Source organism: Corynebacterium frankenforstense (assembly GCF_030211955.1).
Taxonomy (GTDB): domain Bacteria; phylum Actinomycetota; class Actinomycetes; order Mycobacteriales; family Mycobacteriaceae; genus Corynebacterium; species Corynebacterium frankenforstense_A.
In genome coordinates this window covers 26,273-44,974 of sequence record NZ_JASODI010000016.1, presented here as the reverse complement: position 1 = coordinate 44,974, position 18,702 = coordinate 26,273, and the positions used below count along the sequence as shown (strand labels likewise).

The following is an 18,702-nucleotide window of genomic DNA, read 5'->3' as shown; positions in this document are numbered from 1 at the left end:
TGTCACAACACCTGTGCGACCAAACACACCAGGACTGTGGCCGAGACCATGCCCGGCCCGTGCGGCAGCGCACGACGGCGGGTCAGCGCCATCACCGTGATCGTCAGCGCGCTCGAGCCGATGACGGCGGCGGCCAGACCGGCCGCGCCCGCGGCGATCGCGGCCGCCGTGCCCAGCGCCAGGGCGAGCTTGACGTCTCCCCCGCCGACCCCGCCGATCAGCAGCCCGACACCCAGGTAGAGCAGCGCCCAGGCCACTCCCCCGGCCATCGCCCAGGGTTCTCCGGCCGCCACGGCGACGAGCGCCACGACGGCCGCGCCGGGCAGGGTCAGCGCGTCCGGGAGCAGACACCGGCGCAGGTCGATGACGACGAGCGCGAGCGCCCACGCGCTACCGCAGGCCAGTGCGAGCACGCACGCGACGCCGGAGGCGGCGCCGCTGAACAGTACGATCTTTCCCACGACATCCCCCCGATGTCTCCCCTTGAATCCCCCTCCTGGATATCAGACCGCGGCGTCGATCGCCGCGCGCATCTCCTTACGCGGGGCGTCCATCCCGGTGAACTGCTCGAACTGGCCGAAGGCCTGGTGGGCCAGCATGACGTGGCCGGCGGCGGTGAGGAAGCCGTTGGCGGAGGCGGCCACGCACAGCTTCGTCGGGCGCGGGTCGTAGACGACGTCGAGCACCGGGGCGTGGCCCAGGTCCTCGGCGTAGGGGTCGGCGATGCTGGCCGGCACGGTGGAGACTACCGCGTCGGCGGCCACCGACAGCGCGCGCAGGTCCTCGTCCCAGCGGCGGAAGACCATCTCGGTGCCGGAGCCCTCGACCAGGCCCGCCAGCTCGTCGTACCGGTCGGAGCGGTTGACCACGTCGACGCGCTCCACCCCGCGCTCGACGAGCGCAAAAAGCACCGCGTGGGCGGTGCCGCCGGCGCCGAGCAGCACGGCGCGGCGAATCCGCGCGGCCGGGCCCTCGGGGTTGCGCCCGGTCAGCTCGTCGAGCGCGCCGTGCACGCCGTCGACGTCGGTGTTGTCGGCGCGCCAGCCGCCTTCCGGCCGGCGCACCAGCGTGTTGGCGGAGCCCACGGCGCTTGCCCGGTCGGTGACCTCGTCGGCGAACTCGAGCGCCTCGAACTTGCCCGGCATGGTCACCGAGAACCCGGCGTACTCAGGCCCCGACCCGCCGACGATGCCGGCGAGCTGGCCGCGCGGGCAGCGCCGGCGCGTGTACTCCCAGTCGTCCAGGCCGGCGGCGCGGTAGCCGGCGTTGTGCAGCAGCGGCGAGAGCGAGTGCTCGACCGGGTCGCCGAGCACCGCCGCGCGGTGGCGGATCTCGCGCTCCTCGGTCACGGCTGGATCACCTCGCCGCCGCGCTCGGCGGCACCCTGGCCCTCGGCCGGAGCGTCGGACGGACCCTCGGCCGGGGCATCCCCGCCCTCAGCGCGCTCGACGTCCTCAGCGCCGCCGGGGCCGGTGTGGGCCTCGCCGCGGTTGGAGTCCAGCACGCCGGACTCGATGGCGCGGTTGACGTCGGCCAGGTGCGAGTCGTAGTCGTCGTTGAAGACCGTGGTGCCGTCGGAGTCGACGGTGACGAAGAACTTCCAGTTGCCCTCCGCCGGGTGCTCCATGGCCTCGACCGCCTCGGCCGAGGGGCTGGCGATCGGGGTGTCGGGCAGGCCGTCCTTGGCGTAGGTGTTCCACGGCGTCTCGCGGGCGCGGTCCTCGTCGGTGGTGGCGACCTCCTGCTCGGCGACGTCGTAGTTGACGGTGGAGTCGAACTCGAGGCGCATCGGCTCGGCCAGGCGGTTGAGGATCACGCGGGCGACCTTGTCGAACTCCCCGGCCGGCGACTCGCGCTCAACCAGGGAGGCGGCCGTCAGCAGCTCGTAGGGGCTCAGGCCCACGGCCTGGGCGCGCTCGACGATGCCGGTCTCGTTGTACTGGTCGGCCGAGCGCTTGATCAGGTCGGCGAGGATCTCCTCGGCGCTCATGGTCGGGTTGAGCACGTACTGGCCCGGCATGATCAGGCCCTCGAGGCGGCGCGGGTCGTCTCCGCGCGCCTCGATCGGCTCGCGCGCCCAGTCCGGGACGTTGAGCGCGGCCAGGTCGGCGGTCGCGCCGGCGTGGGCGATCTCCTCCGGGCTCAGGCAGCCCTCGGCGTCATCGTGCGCACCGCACAGCGACTGGGAGATCAGGGAGTAGATGCCGTAGCGGGTGTCCCCGCCGAGAACGGTGACGTCCATCAGCGTCGCCCCGCCCTGCACGTCAAGCAGCTCGACGCGGTTGTCCGGGTCCAGCAGCGCGTCGACGGCGGCCTGCGCGCTCATCTCGCCCTGCATCCGGTAGAAGCCGGGCTCGATGGCGCTGGCGCCCTGGGTGGACATGGCGGCGGACTGGAAGGCGGCGTCGGTCTTGACGATGCCGCGCTCCTCCAGTTCGGGGCCGAGCTCGGAGAGCGAGGAGCCCTCGGCGACCTCGACGAGCTCGATCTGGCCGTTGCCGTCTCCCTGGTAGTCTGTGCCGGAGCTCGAGGAGACGCGCACGCCGATGTAGACCACGGCGCCGATCATCAGCACGATCGCGGCGATGAGCACGGCGAGACCGCGCTGCCGCCGCTTGACGTAGCGCGGCTCCATGCGCCGGCCGACGCGACGCCCCGTCCGGGTCCGGCGGGTGGTGCGGGAGGTTCGGGACATGCTGGTCTTACTCCTCTGTCGTCTTTCGGTTGCGCCGCGCGAGGTCGGCGGGGCTCGGCGCGGGACGCGCCGGACGTTCTGCGTCGCTTTCCGACGCCGCGGTGGTCGCCCGTGCCAGGTACGCGCGGCGTCCGTCGAGCCAGGTCTGCAGGATCTCGACGGCCGCCGCCTGGTCGATCACGCCGCGCGAGCGGCGTGCGCTCACGCCGGAGGAACGCAGGGCGGTGGTCGCCGCGACCGTCGTCAATCTCTCGTCGGCGAGCCGCACGGGGACACCGGGCAGCAGGGCGGCGAGGACGGCCGCGAAGGCGCGGGCGTGGTGCACGCTGGTCGAGCCGTGGCCGGAGAGGTTGCGCGGCAGGCCGACGATGATCTCGACGGCGCGGTACTCGCGCGCGATATCGGCGACGCGGGCCGCGTCCGGGAAGTCGGCGGCCGCAGGAGCCTGGCCGGACGCGCGCAGGTCCGCCAGCTCGCTGACGCGGGCGACGGTCTCCACGGGAGTGGCCAGGCTGCCGTCGGAGTCGCTGGCGGCGACGCCGATGCGCACGGTGCCGACGTCGACGCCGATGCGGCGACCCCTACCGGGGTCGTCCACCCCGGGGGTGTCGACACTCTCCTTCATCAGCGGGGGCCTTCCTAGGGCGCGGACTCGTGCCCGCGCCCGTTCCTCGACTCGGCGGTACGCCCCGGAAGGCGGGAGGCACGCGGAAGGCGCACCCGGCCGCACGCAGACGGGGCTCACCGATGAATGTACTTGATGGCTCCCCTAATACGCCGGTGGCCGCCCCGGGCGTGGCGGGGACGGCCGGCGGAGGGGTGCGCGTGCCCACCGGGCCTAGCGGCCGGCGAGCTCCTCGCGGGCGGCCTTGAGACCGGCGGCGAAGCCCTCGGGCTTGGCGCCGGAGCCCTGGGCCATGTCGGCCTTGCCGCCGCCGCGGCCATCGACGTACCCGCCGATCAGCTTGACCAGGTCGCCGGCCTTCGCGCCCGCTTCGACGGCGGCCGGGTTGGCGGCGACGATGAAGGGCATCGAGCCCTTCTCCGGGTCCGTGGAGGCGAAGACCACGACGCCGGGCTCGGAGCCGAGGCGGTCGCGGGCGGCGCCGGCGACGGTGCGCAGCTCCTTGCCGGTCACGCCGTCGTCGAGCCGGGCGCCGACGACGCGGAACTTCCCGGCCTGCTCGGCGCCGGCGACGAGGTCGGCGGTCTGGGCGGTCAGCTGACGGGCCTTGAGCTCGGCGACGCGCTTCTCGGCGGCCTTGAGGCGCTCGGCCAGGGCGCGCACGCGGTCCGGCACGTCGGCGCTCTGCGCCTTGAGCTCGGCGGCCACGCCGGAGACCAGCGCGGTCTCCTTGGACATGAAGCGGAAGGCGTCCAGGCCCGAGTAGGCCTCGATGCGGCGCGCACCGGAGCCGACCGACGACTCGCCGAGCACGGAGACCGGGCCGATCTGCGAGGAGTGCGAGACGTGGGTGCCGCCGCACAGCTCGCGGGAGAACGGCCCGCCGATCTCGACCATGCGCACGTTGTCGCCGTAGGCCTCGCCGAAGAGCGCCATCGCGCCCATGTCCAGGGCGTTGTCCAAGGTGGTCTCGATGGTGTTGACCTCGTAGTCGGCGTCGACGGCGCGGTTGGTCACCAGCTCGATCTGCCGGAGCTGATCCGGGGTGAGCTGGTGGGTGTAGGCGAAGTCGAAGCGCAGGTAGCCGGGGCGGTTGAGCGAGCCGGCCTGGACGGCGTCGGGCCCGAGGATCTCGCGCAGCGCGGCGTGGATGAGGTGGGTCGCCGAGTGCGCCTGGCGGGCGCCGTGGCGCCACGCGGCGTCGACCTCGGCGGTGACCTCGTCGCCGACGGCCAGACCGCCGGCGGCCACGGTGGACTTGTGCAGCCAGACCTTCTTGCCCACCTTCTGCACGTCGTTGACGTCGAGGGTGGTCGCGCCGACGGAGATGGTGCCGCGGTCGGCCATCTGGCCGCCGGACTCGGCGTACATCGGGGTCGCGTCGAGGATGACCTCGACCTCGTCGCCCTCGTGGGCCTCGTTGACCAGTTTGCCGCCGGCGACCAGGCCGAGGACCCTGGCGGAGCCGGTGAGGTCCTCGTAGCCGTGGAAGACGGTCGGGTGCTCGTCGACGAACTCGCGGTAGACGGAGAGGTCGGTGTGGCCGTGCTTCTTGGCGCGGTTGTCGGCCTTGGCGCGGGCCTTCTGCTCGGCCATGGCGGACTCGAAGCCGTCCATGTCGACCTCGAGGCCGGCCTCGTGGGCCATCTCGAGGGTCAGGTCGATCGGGAAGCCGTAGGTGTCGTGCAGCTCGAAGGCGCGCGCACCGGGCACGGTGGCCGCGCCCTTGCCCTTGAGGCTCTCGGCGGTCTGCTCGAACAGACGCGTGCCGGAGGCCAGGGTGCGCAGGAAGGTGTCCTCCTCGCCGACGGCGACGTGCAGGATGCGCTCGCGGTTGCGGGCGATCTCCGGGAAGGACGGCTCCATGGTGTCCATGATCGTGGTCATGAACTTCTCCATGGTCGCGCCCGTCGCGCCCAGCAGGCGGGCGGAGCGGATGATGCGGCGCAGCAGGCGGCGCAGGATGTAGCCGCGACCCTCGTTGGAGGGGCTGACCCCATCGAGGATCAGCATCATGGCCGTACGCGAGTGGTCGGCGATGACGCGGAAGCGGATGTCGTCGGCGCGGTCCGCGGCCGGGTCCTCGTAGGTGGAGCCGGTGACGGTCTCGGCGACGTCGATGACCGGGCGCAGCAGGTCGGTCTCGTAGACGTTGTCCACGCCCTGCAGGATGCAGGCGACACGCTCGACGCCGAGGCCGGTGTCGATGTTCTTCTTGGGCAGGTCGCCGAGGATCTCGAAGTCGTCCTTGCCGATGCCCTCGCCGCGCTCCTTCTCCATGAAGACCAGGTTCCAGATCTCCATGTAGCGGTTGTCGTCGGCGATGGGGCCGCCCTCACTGCCGTACTCGGGGCCGCGGTCGTAGTAGATCTCGGAGCACGGACCGCAGGGGCCGGGCACGCCCATGGACCAGTAGTTGTCCGCCATGCCGAGGCGCTGGATGCGCTCGTGGGGCACGCCCATCTTCTCGTGCCAGATGTCGGCGGCCTCGTCGTCGTTCTCGTAGACGGTCACCCACAGCCGCTCGGGGTCCAGGCCGAAGCCGCCCTCCTCCAGGGAGTCGGTCAGCAGGGTCCAGGCGTGGGTGATGGCACCCTCCTTGAAGTACTGGCCGAAGGAGAAGTTGCCCGCCATCTGGAAGAAGGTGTTGTGACGGGTGGTGATGCCGACCTCGTCGATGTCGAGGGTGCGCACGCACTTCTGGATCGAGGTCGCGGTCCCGCTCGGGAAGGGCGGGGTCTGCTGGCCGAGGAAGAAGGGCTTGAACGGCACCATGCCGGCGTTGACGAACAGCAGATTCGGGTCGTCGAGGATCAGTGAGGCGCTGGGCACGGGCGTGTGGCCGGCCTTCACGAAGTGGTTGGTGAACCGCTCCCGGATCTCATGTGTCTGCACGACGGGGTCTTCCTTGCATCTGTCGGGTGTGCGGGGCGCCCGAGTTGCCTCGGCGCCGCCCGCGGGTCGGATGCACACTTTACCCCGTCGACCGCGCGCGTCAGTTCCCCACCCGGGCAAGGCTTCCGCGGCGGGCCCCGCCCGCCGCTGCGCCGCCTGGCGGTGCGGGTGGCGCGCCCGGGCGTGCGGCGGGGCGTCGGAAATTAACGACGCCCGCGCACGATGCGGCGCAGCGAGGCGACGAGCGCGCTGACCCGCTTCTCCGCGCCGTGGTCGGTGGGCGCGTAGTAGACGGCCTCGTCGAGCTCCTCCGGGATGTAGCGCTGCTTGACGACGCCGCGCGCGTCGTCGTGCGGGTAGACGTAGCCCACGGCATTGCCCAGGTTCTTCGCACCCGAGTAGTGGCCGTCACGCAGGTGCGGCGGCACGGGGCCGACCTTGCCGGCGCGCACGTCCGCCAGGGCGGCGTCGATCGCGCGGATCACCCCGTTGGACTTCGGCGCGGTGGCCAGGTGGATGGTGGCCTGGGCCAGGGCGAGGCGGCCCTCGGGCATGCCGATGAACTGCACGGCGTCGGCGGCGGCGACGGCCGTCTGCAGGGCCGTCGGGTCCGCCATGCCGATGTCCTCGCTGGCGTGGACCACCAGGCGGCGGGCGATGAAGCGGGGGTCCTCGCCGCCCTCGATCATGCGGGCCAGGTAGTGCAGGGCGGCGTCGACGTCGGAGCCGCGGATGGACTTGATGAAGGCGCTGGTGATGTCGTAGTGCTGGTCGCCGTCGCGGTCGTAGCGCACCACGGCGCGGTTGACGTTCTCGCGGATGGTCTCCACGTCGAGCTCGCCGCCGTCGGCGACGGCCTCGGCGGAGGCCTCGAGGTAGGTCAGCACGCGGCGCGCGTCGCCGGCGGCCAGGCGCACCAGCTGGGCGACGGCGTCGTCGGAGAGCGTGATGCGGCCCGCCAGGCCGCGCTCGTCGGCGGCGGCGCGGCGGACCAGCTCGGCGAGGTCGTCGTCGCCCAAGGGTTTCAGCTGCAGCAGCAGCGAGCGCGAGAGCAGCGGGGAGACGACGGAGAAGGACGGGTTCTCGGTGGTGGCGGCCACGAGCAGCACGGTGCGGTTCTCCACGGCGGCGAGCAGGGCGTCCTGCTGGGTGCGGGAGAAGCGGTGGACCTCGTCGATGAACAGCACGGTGCGCCGGCCGGCGATCAGCTCGCGGCGGGCCCGGTCGATGACCTCGCGGATCTGCTTGACCCCGGAGTTCAGGGCCGACAGGGCGATGAAGTCGCGGCCGGTGGAGGTGCTGATCAGCGAGGCGATCGTGGTCTTGCCGGTACCGGGCGGGCCGTAGAGGATCACCGAGGAATCGCCCTGGCCCTCGATCAGGCGGCGCAGCGGGGTGCCCTCGCCGAGCAGGTGGCGCTGGCCGAGGACCTCGTCGAGGGTGCGCGGGCGCATCCGGGCGGCCAGCGGGGCGTTCGAGTCGACGGCGAAGTACTCCGCGCCGCTGCGCCCGGGGCCGCCGGCGCCCGGGCCGCCGGGGCCGTCGGCCCCCGGGTCCGCGGAGCCGAAGAGTGCGTCCTGTGCCAAGGAGCCGGTCACCTGGCCTCGGGTTCGGATTCGTCGGCGCCCGAGTCGTCGAGCAGTTCGGCCAGCGCCTCGGCGAAGCCGGTGACCACGCGGGTGCGCGGGTCGGCCTGGCGGCAAGTCGCCTCGCGACCGGCGAAGCGGGCCAGGGCCTCGAACGTCTCGAAGAGGTCGCGGCGCAGCATCAGCTCGCCGTCGGTGAAGTCGAGGCTGCCCGGGGCGGCCAGCAGGCGCTCGGCCGGGGTGACGTCCTCGGGGTAGCGCCCGATGGAGGGGTCGCCGGCGGCCGCGGCGACGGCGTCGACGACGTTGTGGGAGGATCCGTAGTGCAGATTGGCCACCTCGGCCAGGGCCACACCCAGCAGCGCGGTGACGAGTCGGCCGTGCAGGGCGTGGTCGTCGCGCACCGTCGGCCAGATCTGGTCGACCTCGTGGGTCCAGGCGTCGACGAAGACGTCGGCCTCGTCGTCGTTGATGGGGCGCGTGGTCAGGAACCCCGGGAAGCCGGAGATGACCGAGGCCAGGTCGAAGCCGACGTCGCGGAAGGCGGCCCACTCGTAGTCGAGGAACTGGGTGCGCCCGGCGACGATGATGTTGTCGGGCGACAGGTCGATCGGGGTGAAGGCGCGGCGCCCGCCCTGCAGGCGCTTGGCGGCCTCGCGGCCGAGTTCTTCGACGGGGGCCGGCACAGTCACGCCGACGGAGCGGATGAGCTCCATGCCGCGGTCGATGACGAACCGGTGGGCCGTGGAGCGGTAGCGGTTGACGGAGGCGGCGTCCGGATAGGTGCGCGCCAGCCGGGTACGCAGGGTCTCGAAGTCCTGCTCGCGCTCGGCGGTGGCCGCGTGCATGCGGCCGAGGGCCTGGCCGAGGTTGCGCAGGATCTGGAGGCGCTCCTCGGCGTCGCCGGTGTCCAGCAGGTCGGCGAAGGTGTCGCCGTCGCCGGAGTCGGAGATGACGATGGTGCGCTCGTCGATGTCGTAGGCCAGCAGCACCGGGCCGGGGCGGGCCTCCTCGGGCAGCGAGGTGGTGAACTGGTAGGCCACGATCTCGCGCACGAGCGCCGCGTCGTCCAGCTCGTCGTCGGTGCCCGGGATGTACTTGACCACCAGGCTGCGTTCCTGGAGGAAGGGGTTGGCCGCCAGCCGCACGCGCAGCACGACCGAGTTGCCCGTGCCGTGCAGCTCCTCGGCGCCGGTGATCCTCTGGGTGCCGCCGAAGCGCCGCGCGAGCTGGTGCTCCGCGGATCTGCAGATCTCCTCGTTGTCCGGGACTGCGGGGGTTCTCGGTTCGGTGGGCACGGGCGGACTTCTCCTTGTGTTGCACACGTCCCGCGCGCGAGAACGCGGCGGGGGGACTCCATTGTCCTCCCGCCGCGCGCTGCGGGCAACGGTTCGCCGGCTGCCCTGGGGCGGCCGGCGGCGCGTCGATGTGGGGACCGGCTCCGCTGTCAGCGGGCCGGCCCGCGGTGTACTGCTACTTCTCGGGCTGGGCCTTCTTCTCGGCCGCGGCGGCCTTGTCGTCCTGGCCGCCCTTCTTCTTCGGCTTGGCGTCGATGCCGGACTCGCGGCGCTGTTCCGCGGTGATCGGCGCCGGGGCGTCGGTCAGCGGGTCCACGCCGCCGCCGGACTTCGGGAAGGCGATGACGTCGCGGATGGAGTCGAAGCCGCCGAGCAGACTGACGATGCGGTCCCAGCCGAAGGCGATGCCGCCGTGCGGCGGGGCGCCGAAGGCGAAGGCGTCGAGCAGGAAGCCGAACTTCGCGCGGGCCTCCTCCTCGGTGATGCCCATGACCTGGAAGGCGCGCTCCTGGACGTCACGCTGGTGGATACGGATGGAGCCGCCGCCGATCTCGTTGCCGTTGCAGACGATGTCGTAGGCGTAGGCCAGCGCGCTGCCCGGGTCCTTGTCGAAGGTGTCCAGGTACTCCGGCTTCGGCGAGGTGAAGGCGTGGTGCACGGCGGTCCAGGCGGAGTGGCCCAGGGCGACGTCGCCGGAGGCGGTCGCTTCGGCCGAGGGCTCGAACATCGGGGCGTCGACGACCCAGGTGAAGGCCCAGTCGCCCTCCTTGATCAGGCCGAGCTTCTCTGCGATCGCGCCGCGGGCGGCACCCAGCAGGGCGCGCGAGGACTTGGTCTCGCCGGCGGCGAAGAAGATACAGTCGCCCGGCTTGGCGCCGACGTGCTCGGCGATGCCGGCGCGCTCGGCGTCGGTGATGTTCTTGGCCACCGGGCCGGAGAGCTCGCCGTCCTCGCCGACGAGGATGTACGCCAGGCCCTTGGCGCCGCGCTGGCGGGCCCAGTCCTGCCAGGCGTCGAGCTGACGGCGCGGCTGCGAGGCGCCGCCGTCCATGACCACTGCACCGACGTACTCGTTCTGGAACACGCGGAAGGTGGTGTCCTTGAAGAAGTCGGTGCACTCGGTGATCTCGATGTCGAAGCGCAGGTCCGGCTTGTCGGAGCCGTAGCGGCGCATGGCCTCCTCGTAGGTCATGCGCGGGATCGGGGTCTTGACCTCGTAGCCGATGAGCTTCCACAGCGCCGTGACGATCTCCTCGGCCAGGGCGATGATGTCCTCCTGGTCGACGAAGCTCATCTCGATGTCGAGCTGGGTGAACTCGGGCTGGCGGTCGGCGCGGAAGTCCTCGTCGCGGTAGCAGCGGGCGATCTGGTAGTAGCGCTCCATGCCGGCGACCATCAGCAGCTGCTTGAACAGCTGCGGGGACTGCGGCAGGGCGTACCAGCTGCCCGGCTTCAGGCGGGCGGGCACGAGGAAGTCGCGGGCTCCCTCCGGGGTGGAGCGCGTCAGCGTCGGGGTCTCGACCTCGGTGAAGTCGTGGGCGTCGAGGACGGCGCGGGCGGCGTGGTTGGCCTTGGAGCGCAGGCGCAGCGCCTCGTGCTGGTCGTGGCGGCGCAGGTCGAGGTAGCGGTACTTCAGGCGCGTCTCCTCACCGACCTCGCCGGAGGCCGACGGGTCGTCGATCTGGAACGGCAGGGCCGCCGACGGATTGAGGATCTCCAGCTCGGAGACGTTGACCTCGATCGCGCCGGAGGGCAGGTTCGGGTTCTCCGAGCCCTCGGGGCGGGCCTCGACCACACCGGTGACCTTGATGCAGTACTCACTGCGCAGGTCGTGGGCGCGCTCGGCGACCTCCGACTCACGGAAGACGACCTGGGCGACACCGGAGCGGTCGCGCAGGTCGATGAAGATGACGCCGCCGTGGTCACGACGACGGGCCACCCAACCGGTCAGGGTGACCGTCCCACCGGCGTGGTCTTTGCGGAGTTCCCCCGCGAGATGAGTGCGCAGCACGAGGTCACACGTCCTTTCCTCGTAAGATACCAGAATACGTCCGCACACTTTACCCTCCCGCCGGCTGCGCCCGCGCAGCGGGCGTGTGGCATGATCGGTCCATGACTTTCCGTGGTGACCTCCAGCGCAGCACCGACCGAGTGAGCACCTCCTCCGGGGGTCGCCGCGGCGGCATCGCCGTGGGCGGCGGGCTCGGCGGCCTGGTGCTCGTCGGCCTCTTCCTCCTCCTCGGCGGCAACCCCGCCGACATCGGCCTCGGCGGCGGGGGCGCCGACCAGGGCCAGGCGGAGCAGGGCGCGCAGGCCTACAACCTCGACCACTGCGAGACGGGCGCGGACGCCAACGAGCACGACGACTGCCGCGTGCTCTACACCGCCTACTCCGTCGACGAGGTCTGGGACAAGGTGCTGCCCGAGCAGGCCGGCATCACCTACGAGAAGCCGGGCGTGGAGATCTTCCGCGACTCGGTGCAGACCGGCTGCGGCTTCGCCTCGGCGCAGACCGGCCCCTTCTACTGCCCGGCCGACCAGACGCTGTACCTGGACGTCTCCTTCTTCGAGCAGCTCGGCCAGCTCGGCGGCGAAAACGCCCCGCTGGCGCAGGAGTACATCGTCGCCCACGAGTTCGGCCACCACATCCAGAACCTCGAGGGCACCCTGGGGCTGTCGGACTACCAGAACCCCGGCGAGGACTCGAACGCGGTGAAGATCGAGCTGCAGGCCGACTGCTACGGCGGCATCTGGGCCCACTACGCGGACTCCGAGAACGGCGGCGACCTCGAGCCGATCTCGAAGGAGCAGCTCGCCTCCGCCGTCGAGACGGCAGGCGCCGTCGGCGACGACAACATACAGCGCCGCAGCGGCGGCGAGGTCAACCCCGAGGCCTTCACCCACGGTTCCTCGCAGCAGCGCCAGGAGGCCTTCCTCGCCGGCTACAACTCCGGCGAGATGGCCCAGTGCGACACGCTGGACCGCGGCGCGTACAAGAGCTAGGCGCGCACTGAACTACCAGGGTGATGCGCTCATTGACGTGGGCGGCGTCGCCCTCCGCCTCGGCCTCGTCGACGAGGCCGACTGCGTAGTCGGCGTACGAGATCGCCGAGACACCCTCGGCGTCGGTGGTGAACTCCTCGCCCGCCTGGACATACGATCCGGTGCGCTCGCCGTCGGCGCGGAAGTCCGCGGCCGGGCTGATGAAGGTCCAGCGCACGTCCTCGCGCCCGCGCAGCGTCTCGAGCTGGCGGATCTGGCCGCGGGCGACCGGGAGGAAGGCCTCGGGAAAGTCCGGGGTCTCGGCGAGCATCGTCGAGTGGGCCTCGTCGATGAAGAGGCTGCCGGCGCAGCCGACGACGATGAGCCGGGCGTCGGTGCCGGCCAGGGCGTCGGCGATGGTGGTCACGGCGGTCACGTCGTGCCCGCGGGAGGTCGCCTCGGCGGCGATACGGCTACCGGCCTTGCCGTTGGCTCCGATGACTGCGAACTTCATGGGTTGACTCCTTTTCTCTCGCGCGGCTCGCTGCGCACGTCGTCTGTGTACCGGCGGAGGTGGGGCACCCGGGCCGTCGTCAAGCGACTGTCGTAACTTCTAGTAACTAGGCAGCAAATGGAAACCGAGGCACCCGGAGGTAACTCATGGCTTCAACGGGCACGAAGACGACGCGCATCGCCGCCGCGGGACTACCGGCGTGCCCGGTCGAGACGTCGCTGGCGGTCATCGGCAAGAAGTGGAAGGTGCTCATCCTGCGCGAGCTGCGGCGCGGGCCGCTGCACTTCGGTGAACTCAAAGCGAACATCGACGGGGTGAGCTAGAAGATGCTCACCGCTAACCTGCGGGAGATGGCCGACGACGGCCTTGTGACCCGCACCGCCTACCCCGAGGTGCCGCCGCGCGTGATCTATGAGCTGACCGGGCTGGGCGAGAGCCTCTCCCCCGTCCTCGACGCGCTCGCGGAGTGGGGCGAGGGCTATCAGGCGCTGCGCGCGGGGCGGGGCTAACGCTCGGCGCGGGGCTCAGCGCTCGGCGCCTGGTCAGCTCTCCGCATCCTCGACGACCTGCTCGATGCCGTTGAGCAGGCGCTCCAGACCCCACTCGAAGGGCACCGCGGCGTACGGGTTGCGCACGCCCTCGATGGCCTCGTCGAGGCCCTCGACCTGGCCGCCCAGACTGGCGGCGGCCTCGGAGCTGTCGTCGATGAGCGCCGCGGGGTCCGCCGGGGCCTCGTCGCGACCCGAGGCCGCCGCTCCCCCGTCGATGACGCCGGTGTAGGCGTCGAGCACGCGCGCGAAGGCCGGGGTGACCACGTCGCCCGGGCCGGGGTTGAAGATCGTCGGCGGGGCGTTGTAGTCCATCGCGGCGCCGAAGAGGAAGTTCTCGAAGGCCACGATCACCGGCACCACGTCGCGCTCCGGGATACCGCCGGCGAGCATGGCGCGGGCGACGACCTCGTACATGTTACGGATGTTCGGCGAGCCGGCCACCGGCCGCGTCGCGATCAGCGGGATCAGCTCGTACTGCCGGGAGAGCACCGCGCGGTAGGAGCGCGCCCACTGCTCGAGCGCGTCGCGCAGCCGCTTCGCAAGGGAACCGCCGTGGATTTTCGTACCCTCGCCGTCCACCTCGGCCATCCGCACGACGTCAGCACGCACCTCACGTGCCAGCTCCGCCAGGGCCGAGGTGTCGACCTGCGAGAGGACCTCGTCCTGGACGAAGACGAGCAGCTGATCCTTGCCCGAGATGTGGTTGTAGAGGGCGGACGGGGCCACCCCCAGCCTCTCGGCGAGCCGGACCATGGTCAGCGCGGAAGCGCCGTCTGCCTCGACGATCTCCATCGCCGCCGCGCCGATCACCTTCCGGGTCAGGCCCGGGGGCCGTCCGCGCCGTCCTTTACGCGCGTTCATCACCCCTCCTTACCCGTCGGTGAAAACCGACTGTCTCGTCGTACTTCAGGGCGTTGCCACCGAAAAATTATCCAGGCCACCACGCTACATAGCCCGACCGGTATTTGGCACCCGTCGCCACTTATGTCCCCGACTTCCGGGACCAATTTTCGGCCATATGTCTATCGTGGTTGTGAACCCGGTCACCGAATGCCCCCCTGCGGCCGCGACCGTACCCCGACCTCGGCAGAAAGGAAAGCGCACGTGAACGCACTCGCCTACCGCTCCGTCAACCCGACCACCGGTGAGCTCCTCGACGAGTACCCCTTCATCACCGTCGAGGACCTCGCCGACGCCCTCGACGCCGCCGACGAGGCCTTCGTCTCCTGGTCCGCCCGCCCGATCGAGGAGCGCGCACGTCGCTCGCCGCATCTCCGAGGTGCTGCGCGAGCGCGGCGGGGAGCTCGCCGCCACCGTGACCCGCGAGATGGGCAAGCTCGCCCCCGAGGCCGCCGACGAGGCCGAGCTAGCCGCCGACATCTTCGCCTACTACGCCGAGCACGGCCCCGAGTTCGCCGCCGAGCAGGTGCTCTCCGACACCGAGCGGGAACGCACCGTGCTCCAGCACCTGCCCGTCGGCCCGCTGCTGGGCATCATGCCGTGGAACTACCCGCTCTACCAGGTCGCCCGCTTCGTCGCGCCCAACCTGGTGCTGGGCAACACCATCCTGCTCAAGCACGCCGAGTCGACGCCCGCGGCGACCGGCGGGGCGTCGTCAATCCCCCCGCCCCGGGCTCACACGGTGAGCTCGGGGTGCAGGTCCTTGTGCATGATGATGCGCCCGCGCCACGCGGAGATCGAGGAGAGCGTCCACGCGATCGCCAGCACCAGCAGCAGGGCGAAGACGGCCTGTACCGGACGCGGGTTCGCCGCGGTGGAGCCGGGCACGTCGGTGCCGATGATGACCTCGCGGAAGATGTCGACGGTGAAGCGCATCGGGTCCCAGGAGTGGACGTGCTGGATGAACTTCGGCTGCGTCTCCGGCGGGTAGAGCCCGCCCGAGGAGACCAGCTGCAGGGCCATGAACATCAGGCAGATCACGCGGCCGGCCGTGGCCCCGACCACCGCGTTGATGGCCTGGGTGACCGCCACGAAGACCGCTGAGACACAGCACATGGACACCCACAGGCCCAGCGGGTGGGCGGCGTCCATCCCGATGAGCCCCTCGAGCACGATCCAGATCAGCGTCGCCTGACCCACTCCGACGGTCAACGCCGGCAGGTAGCTGGCCAGCACCGCGCGGAAGGGCGCCACCCCGGAGTCGAGCACGCGCTGCTGGACCGGGCGCAGCACCATGAACATGATGGTCGCGCCGACGAAGAGCGCCAGCGAGATGAAGAACGGCGCCAGCCCCACGCCGAAGGGGGTCAGGTCCTGGGCGGTCAGCAGGCGGCGCACGGGGTTGCCGCCGGCCTCGGCGGCCTTCTCGCGGTTCTCGCCCTCCTGGCGCGGGACCTTGCCGGCGCCGTCGGTGATCTTCAGCGCCAGCTCGCCGGAGCCGTCGTCGAGCTCGACCAGGCCGTCGCGCAGCGAGCCCGCGCCGACGGTCAGCTGGCGCGAACCGGCGGCCAGCTTGCTGGTGCCGTCGGCGAGCTGGTCGGCACCGACGGTCAGCCGCGAGGAGCCGTCCTTGAGGCGCTCGAGCCCGCCGGCCAGCTGCTGCGAGCCGGAGACGGCCTGCGACATGCCGGAGCGGTACTCGCTGGCCGGGTCGCCCAACTGCCCGGCGAGCTGGGCGGCACCGTCGCGCAGGCGGTGGATCTGCCCGGTCAGCTCGGGGTTGAGCCCCTTGGCGTAGAGGTCGGCGACGGCGGCGTCGAGCTTGTCGGCCAGCTGCGCCGCGCCCGGCACCCCGGAGGCGCGCAGCTGGGTGGCGGCGTTGACCAGCGGGGCGGCCAGGTTGTCCTGGGCGCCGGCGAGCTGGTCGGCGACCCCGGAGATCTGGTTGACGCCGCCGGAGATCTGCCCGGCGCCGTCGCCGAGCATCGCGGTGGCCGCGTCCAGGCGGGTCAACCCGTCGGCGAGCTTGGTCGCGCCGTCGTGGGCGGTGCCGATGCCCTCATCGAGGGTGTGCGCGCCGTCGGCGAGCTTGGTGGCGCCGTCGTTGGCCTTGTCCAGGTTCTGCTGCAGCGTGCCGGAGCCGTCGGCGAGCTTTCCGGCGCCCTCCTCGGCCTTGCCGGCGCCCTCGTGCAGGCGCCCGGCGCCGTCGGCGGCGGCGTCCATGCCCTCGCCGATGGTGGAGAAGCCGACGAGCATCTGGTCGGTGATCTGGGTGCCCACCACCCCGGAGATGGTGTTGACCATCACCTGGGTGGCCGCGTTGCCCAGCATCGTGGGGATGAAGCCGTTGGCGTTGTTGAAGGCGACGTTCAGCGTGGTGGAGCGCGGGTTGTCGCTGGTCACGCTGGTCGCGGCGGCGGAGAAGTCGGTGGGGATCTCCACGGCGAAGTAGTAGTCGCCCTCGACCACTCCATCGAGGGCCTCCTGGGCGGGGACCTCCTTGAAGTCGAGCGGCTTCTGCTTCAGCAGCTCGTCGACGACCTGGTCGCCGGCGTTGAGTTCCTTGCCGTCGGGGCCTTTGGCGCCCTCGTCGGAGTTGACGAGTGCCACGGGCAGCTGGTCCATCTTGCCGATCGGGTCGTAGTAGGACCACACGAACAGCCCGCCGAAGATCAGCGGCAGGCACATGATGGTCACCAGCGCGATCGGCGGCAGCACGCCGCGCCCGAAGCGCCGCATCTCGGTGCCGGTGTGCAGCAGTGCGGGGATCATCGGCGCTCCTCTCCTTCGTCGCGGGTGTCCGCGTGGTGCTTGCCGACGTCGCGCCGGTCGGCGTCGGGTGCGTCCGTCACGACGTGCGCGTCGTGCTTGGCGACGTCGCGTCGGTCGCCCGTGCGCGCGTCCGTCGCCGCCCGGCGGTTGGCGGCAGCGTGGTACTCGCCGACGTCGTGGCGCACGTCGAGGAAGCGCGCGCCCTCGGGCGCTCCGTCGTTGACGGTGTGCGCGATGACGGGCAGCTCCTCGGCGAGGCGGACGAGGCGCTCGAGCATCGCGGCGCGCAGGTCCATGTCGCGCAGCTGGTCGATGTCGTCGACGATGAGCAGGTCGGCGTCGGGGCGTGCGATCAGCGCGAGCATCACGCGCACGGTCAGCCGGGTCTCCACGTCGATCTCGCCGGCGGGCGTGGCGGCGTCGAGGTCCTCGATGCCGAGCACGCCGGACCACCGGGTGACGTAGGGGTGGGACATGATGTCCCGCGGGGCGTGCCGGTAGAACGGCAGCGCCCAGGCGACCTGCTCGCGGATGGACTCGCGCACCGGCACCTGGCGCTCGAGCGAGTCGGTCTCGGGAATGCCGGCCAGGGCCACGCGCCGGAAGCGCTCGCGCGCCCCGGTGTGGCCGAAGGCGGCGGCGTCGCCCTCGCGTCCGTCGGCCTCGTGGCGGTCGCCCTCGCGGCCGTCGGCCTGGTCGCGGCCGCCGCGCCCGCCGCGGCCGTCGTCCCCGCTGCGGCGCATGAGCACCTCGCCGGAGACGGCGCGGCGCCGCCCGGCCAGGGTCAGCGAGAGAGCGGTCGTGTGGTGCTCGCGCAGGTTGCGCAGCACGGTCAGGCCCTCCCCCACGGTGAAGTTGACGGGTTCGGCGTCGCGGGCCACGCAGAGATCGTGGGCCTCGATGACGGGGTTCTCCACGGGCCCGAGGGCGTCGTCGGGCCGCGGGGCCAGATCGATCTCGACGGTCTCGTCGCCGGGGCCGGCCACGCGGGTGTGCCCCACGGCGCCGGTGGGAACTGCGGCGCCGGTGCGCCGCACGCTGTGTGCGTCTGCCACATTTCCCCCTGGTTCTGTACGCTTCCGGGGCCCAAACCCCGGAAGCGGAGGTTCTACTATCACTTGCTATCCTGATGATAGTGCTTCCGCGGACGCCGCACTGTCAACTCACGTGACCGGCGCCCCACAGGCCGGGCGAGGTGACGCGGAGGTAACCGAACCGAGGTTTTCGTAGAGAGGACGGCAGGGATGCGTTCAGACGCCCGCGAGCGCCGGCGCCGCATCATCGACACCGCCTGCGAGCTGTGGCGCACCACCAACCCCGGCGAGGTCACCCTCGAGCGGATCGCCAGGGAGGCCGGCGTCGGCATCGCCACCGTCTACCGCAACTTCACCGACCGCCAGGACCTGGCCTGGGCGGCCGCGCACACCCTGCTCGAGCGCGCCGCCGCCCACCAGGAGGAGACGATGGCGCGCTTCGCCGACAACCCGCGCGCGGTCTGGGACAACTACGTCCACCACCTGGTCGACATGGGCCTGGGCACGCTGGTACCGGCGCTGGCCCCGGAGCACCTGGCCGAGCTGCCCGAGGAGCTCCACGACGTCCGGGTGCGCACCCGCGAGAACATGGGCCGCATGCTGGAGCTGGCCCACGAGCACGGGCTAATGCCGGCCGCGCTGACGCCAGACCAGTTCATCACCCGACTGACGGTCGTCTCCCGCCCGCCGGCGCCCGGCGTGCGCGAGCTGGACCCGGGCGTCACCGACGAGCTCGTCGAGGTGCTCCTCGAGCACGGGCGCCTGACCGCCGAGCGCGACGCATGGTGACAGCGACGCAGTCCGCGCCCCCGCAAGGGAAGCGCCCGCGTCGGGCCGCGCGGGCGTCGTC

General features: G+C 71.7%; 14 protein-coding genes and 2 pseudogenes. 4 read left to right on the top strand and 12 right to left on the bottom strand.

Translation table 11 applies throughout. From position 1 onward, the window contains the following. Nucleotides 1-2 precede the first annotated feature (2 nt). The 8 genes from QP119_RS08820 to aspS all read right to left on the bottom strand — a co-directional run bounded on the left by QP119_RS08820 (nt 3) and on the right by aspS (nt 11,110). The gene (locus QP119_RS08820) at nt 3-461 is read right to left on the bottom strand and encodes a prepilin peptidase (protein WP_284775394.1); all 459 of its coding nucleotides are present in this window, start codon (nt 459-461) and stop codon (nt 3-5) included. Between the two features lie 42 nt (nt 462-503). Then, complete coding sequence (locus tag QP119_RS08815; RefSeq protein WP_284775392.1) at nt 504-1,349, bottom strand: shikimate dehydrogenase; 846 nt, start codon at nt 1,347-1,349, stop codon at nt 504-506. Beyond that, entirely contained in the window at nt 1,346-2,695 is a 1,350-nt protein-coding gene (gene mltG, locus QP119_RS08810) for an endolytic transglycosylase MltG (protein WP_423777788.1), read from the bottom strand. Before mltG ends, QP119_RS08815 begins: the two co-directional genes overlap by 4 nt. Before the next feature lie 7 nt (nt 2,696-2,702). Continuing rightward, nucleotides 2,703-3,320, bottom strand: a complete 618-nt coding sequence (gene ruvX / locus QP119_RS08805) for a Holliday junction resolvase RuvX (protein ID WP_284775391.1) — start codon at nt 3,318-3,320, stop codon at nt 2,703-2,705. 213 nt (nt 3,321-3,533) lie between these two features. Further along, nucleotides 3,534-6,215, bottom strand: a complete 2,682-nt coding sequence (gene alaS, locus QP119_RS08800; RefSeq protein ID WP_284775388.1) for an alanine--tRNA ligase — start codon at nt 6,213-6,215, stop codon at nt 3,534-3,536. Between the two features lie 203 nt (nt 6,216-6,418). Then, nucleotides 6,419-7,801, bottom strand: a complete 1,383-nt coding sequence (locus tag QP119_RS08795; RefSeq protein WP_284775387.1) for a replication-associated recombination protein A — start codon at nt 7,799-7,801, stop codon at nt 6,419-6,421. A gap of 8 nt (nt 7,802-7,809) precedes the next feature. Further along, a complete protein-coding gene (locus tag QP119_RS08790; protein ID WP_284775385.1) occupies nt 7,810-9,099 on the bottom strand; it encodes a phosphotransferase in 1,290 nt (429 codons plus the stop codon). 175 nt (nt 9,100-9,274) lie between these two features. Then, a complete protein-coding gene (gene aspS / locus QP119_RS08785) occupies nt 9,275-11,110 on the bottom strand; it encodes an aspartate--tRNA ligase (protein ID WP_284775383.1) in 1,836 nt (611 codons plus the stop codon). A gap of 101 nt (nt 11,111-11,211) precedes the next feature. Between aspS and ypfJ the strand changes: the two genes are divergently transcribed. Continuing rightward, nucleotides 11,212-12,102 carry a KPN_02809 family neutral zinc metallopeptidase gene (ypfJ, locus tag QP119_RS08780; protein ID WP_284775380.1) on the top strand — a complete coding sequence of 297 codons (891 nt, stop codon included), beginning with the start codon at nt 11,212-11,214 and terminating at the stop codon, nt 12,100-12,102. On the opposite strand, the gene QP119_RS08775 is transcribed toward ypfJ, so the two are convergent. Then, the gene (locus tag QP119_RS08775) at nt 11,996-12,595 is read right to left on the bottom strand and encodes an NAD(P)-dependent oxidoreductase (RefSeq protein ID WP_284775379.1); all 600 of its coding nucleotides are present in this window, start codon (nt 12,593-12,595) and stop codon (nt 11,996-11,998) included. The two genes, ypfJ and QP119_RS08775, sit on opposite strands and share 107 nt — an antisense overlap. Nucleotides 12,596-12,741: 146 nt before the next feature. Here QP119_RS08775 and QP119_RS08770 point away from each other — a divergent pair. Then, nucleotides 12,742-13,104, top strand: a pseudogene (locus QP119_RS08770) (winged helix-turn-helix transcriptional regulator). Between the two features lie 33 nt (nt 13,105-13,137). Here the strand turns inward: QP119_RS08770 and QP119_RS08765 are convergent. Continuing rightward, entirely contained in the window at nt 13,138-14,007 is an 870-nt protein-coding gene (locus tag QP119_RS08765; protein ID WP_284775376.1) for a TetR/AcrR family transcriptional regulator C-terminal domain-containing protein, read from the bottom strand. Nucleotides 14,008-14,130: 123 nt separating this feature from the next. Here QP119_RS08765 and QP119_RS08760 point away from each other — a divergent pair. Beyond that, nucleotides 14,131-14,686 (top strand): annotated as a pseudogene (locus QP119_RS08760) (aldehyde dehydrogenase family protein); the annotation flags it as partial. A gap of 95 nt (nt 14,687-14,781) precedes the next feature. Here QP119_RS08760 and QP119_RS08755 read toward each other — a convergent pair. Continuing rightward, nucleotides 14,782-16,818 (bottom strand): YhgE/Pip family protein, encoded by a 2,037-nt coding sequence (locus QP119_RS08755; RefSeq protein ID WP_284775374.1) that lies wholly within the window; start codon nt 16,816-16,818, stop codon nt 14,782-14,784. Further along, a complete protein-coding gene (locus QP119_RS08750; RefSeq protein ID WP_284775372.1) occupies nt 16,815-17,873 on the bottom strand; it encodes a hypothetical protein in 1,059 nt (352 codons plus the stop codon). Before QP119_RS08750 ends, QP119_RS08755 begins: the two co-directional genes overlap by 4 nt. A gap of 189 nt (nt 17,874-18,062) precedes the next feature. On the opposite strand from QP119_RS08750, the gene QP119_RS08745 reads away from it, so the two are divergent. Further along, nucleotides 18,063-18,641, top strand: a complete 579-nt coding sequence (locus QP119_RS08745; protein WP_284775369.1) for a TetR/AcrR family transcriptional regulator — start codon at nt 18,063-18,065, stop codon at nt 18,639-18,641. The last annotated feature ends 61 nt before the right edge of the window (nt 18,642-18,702 follow it).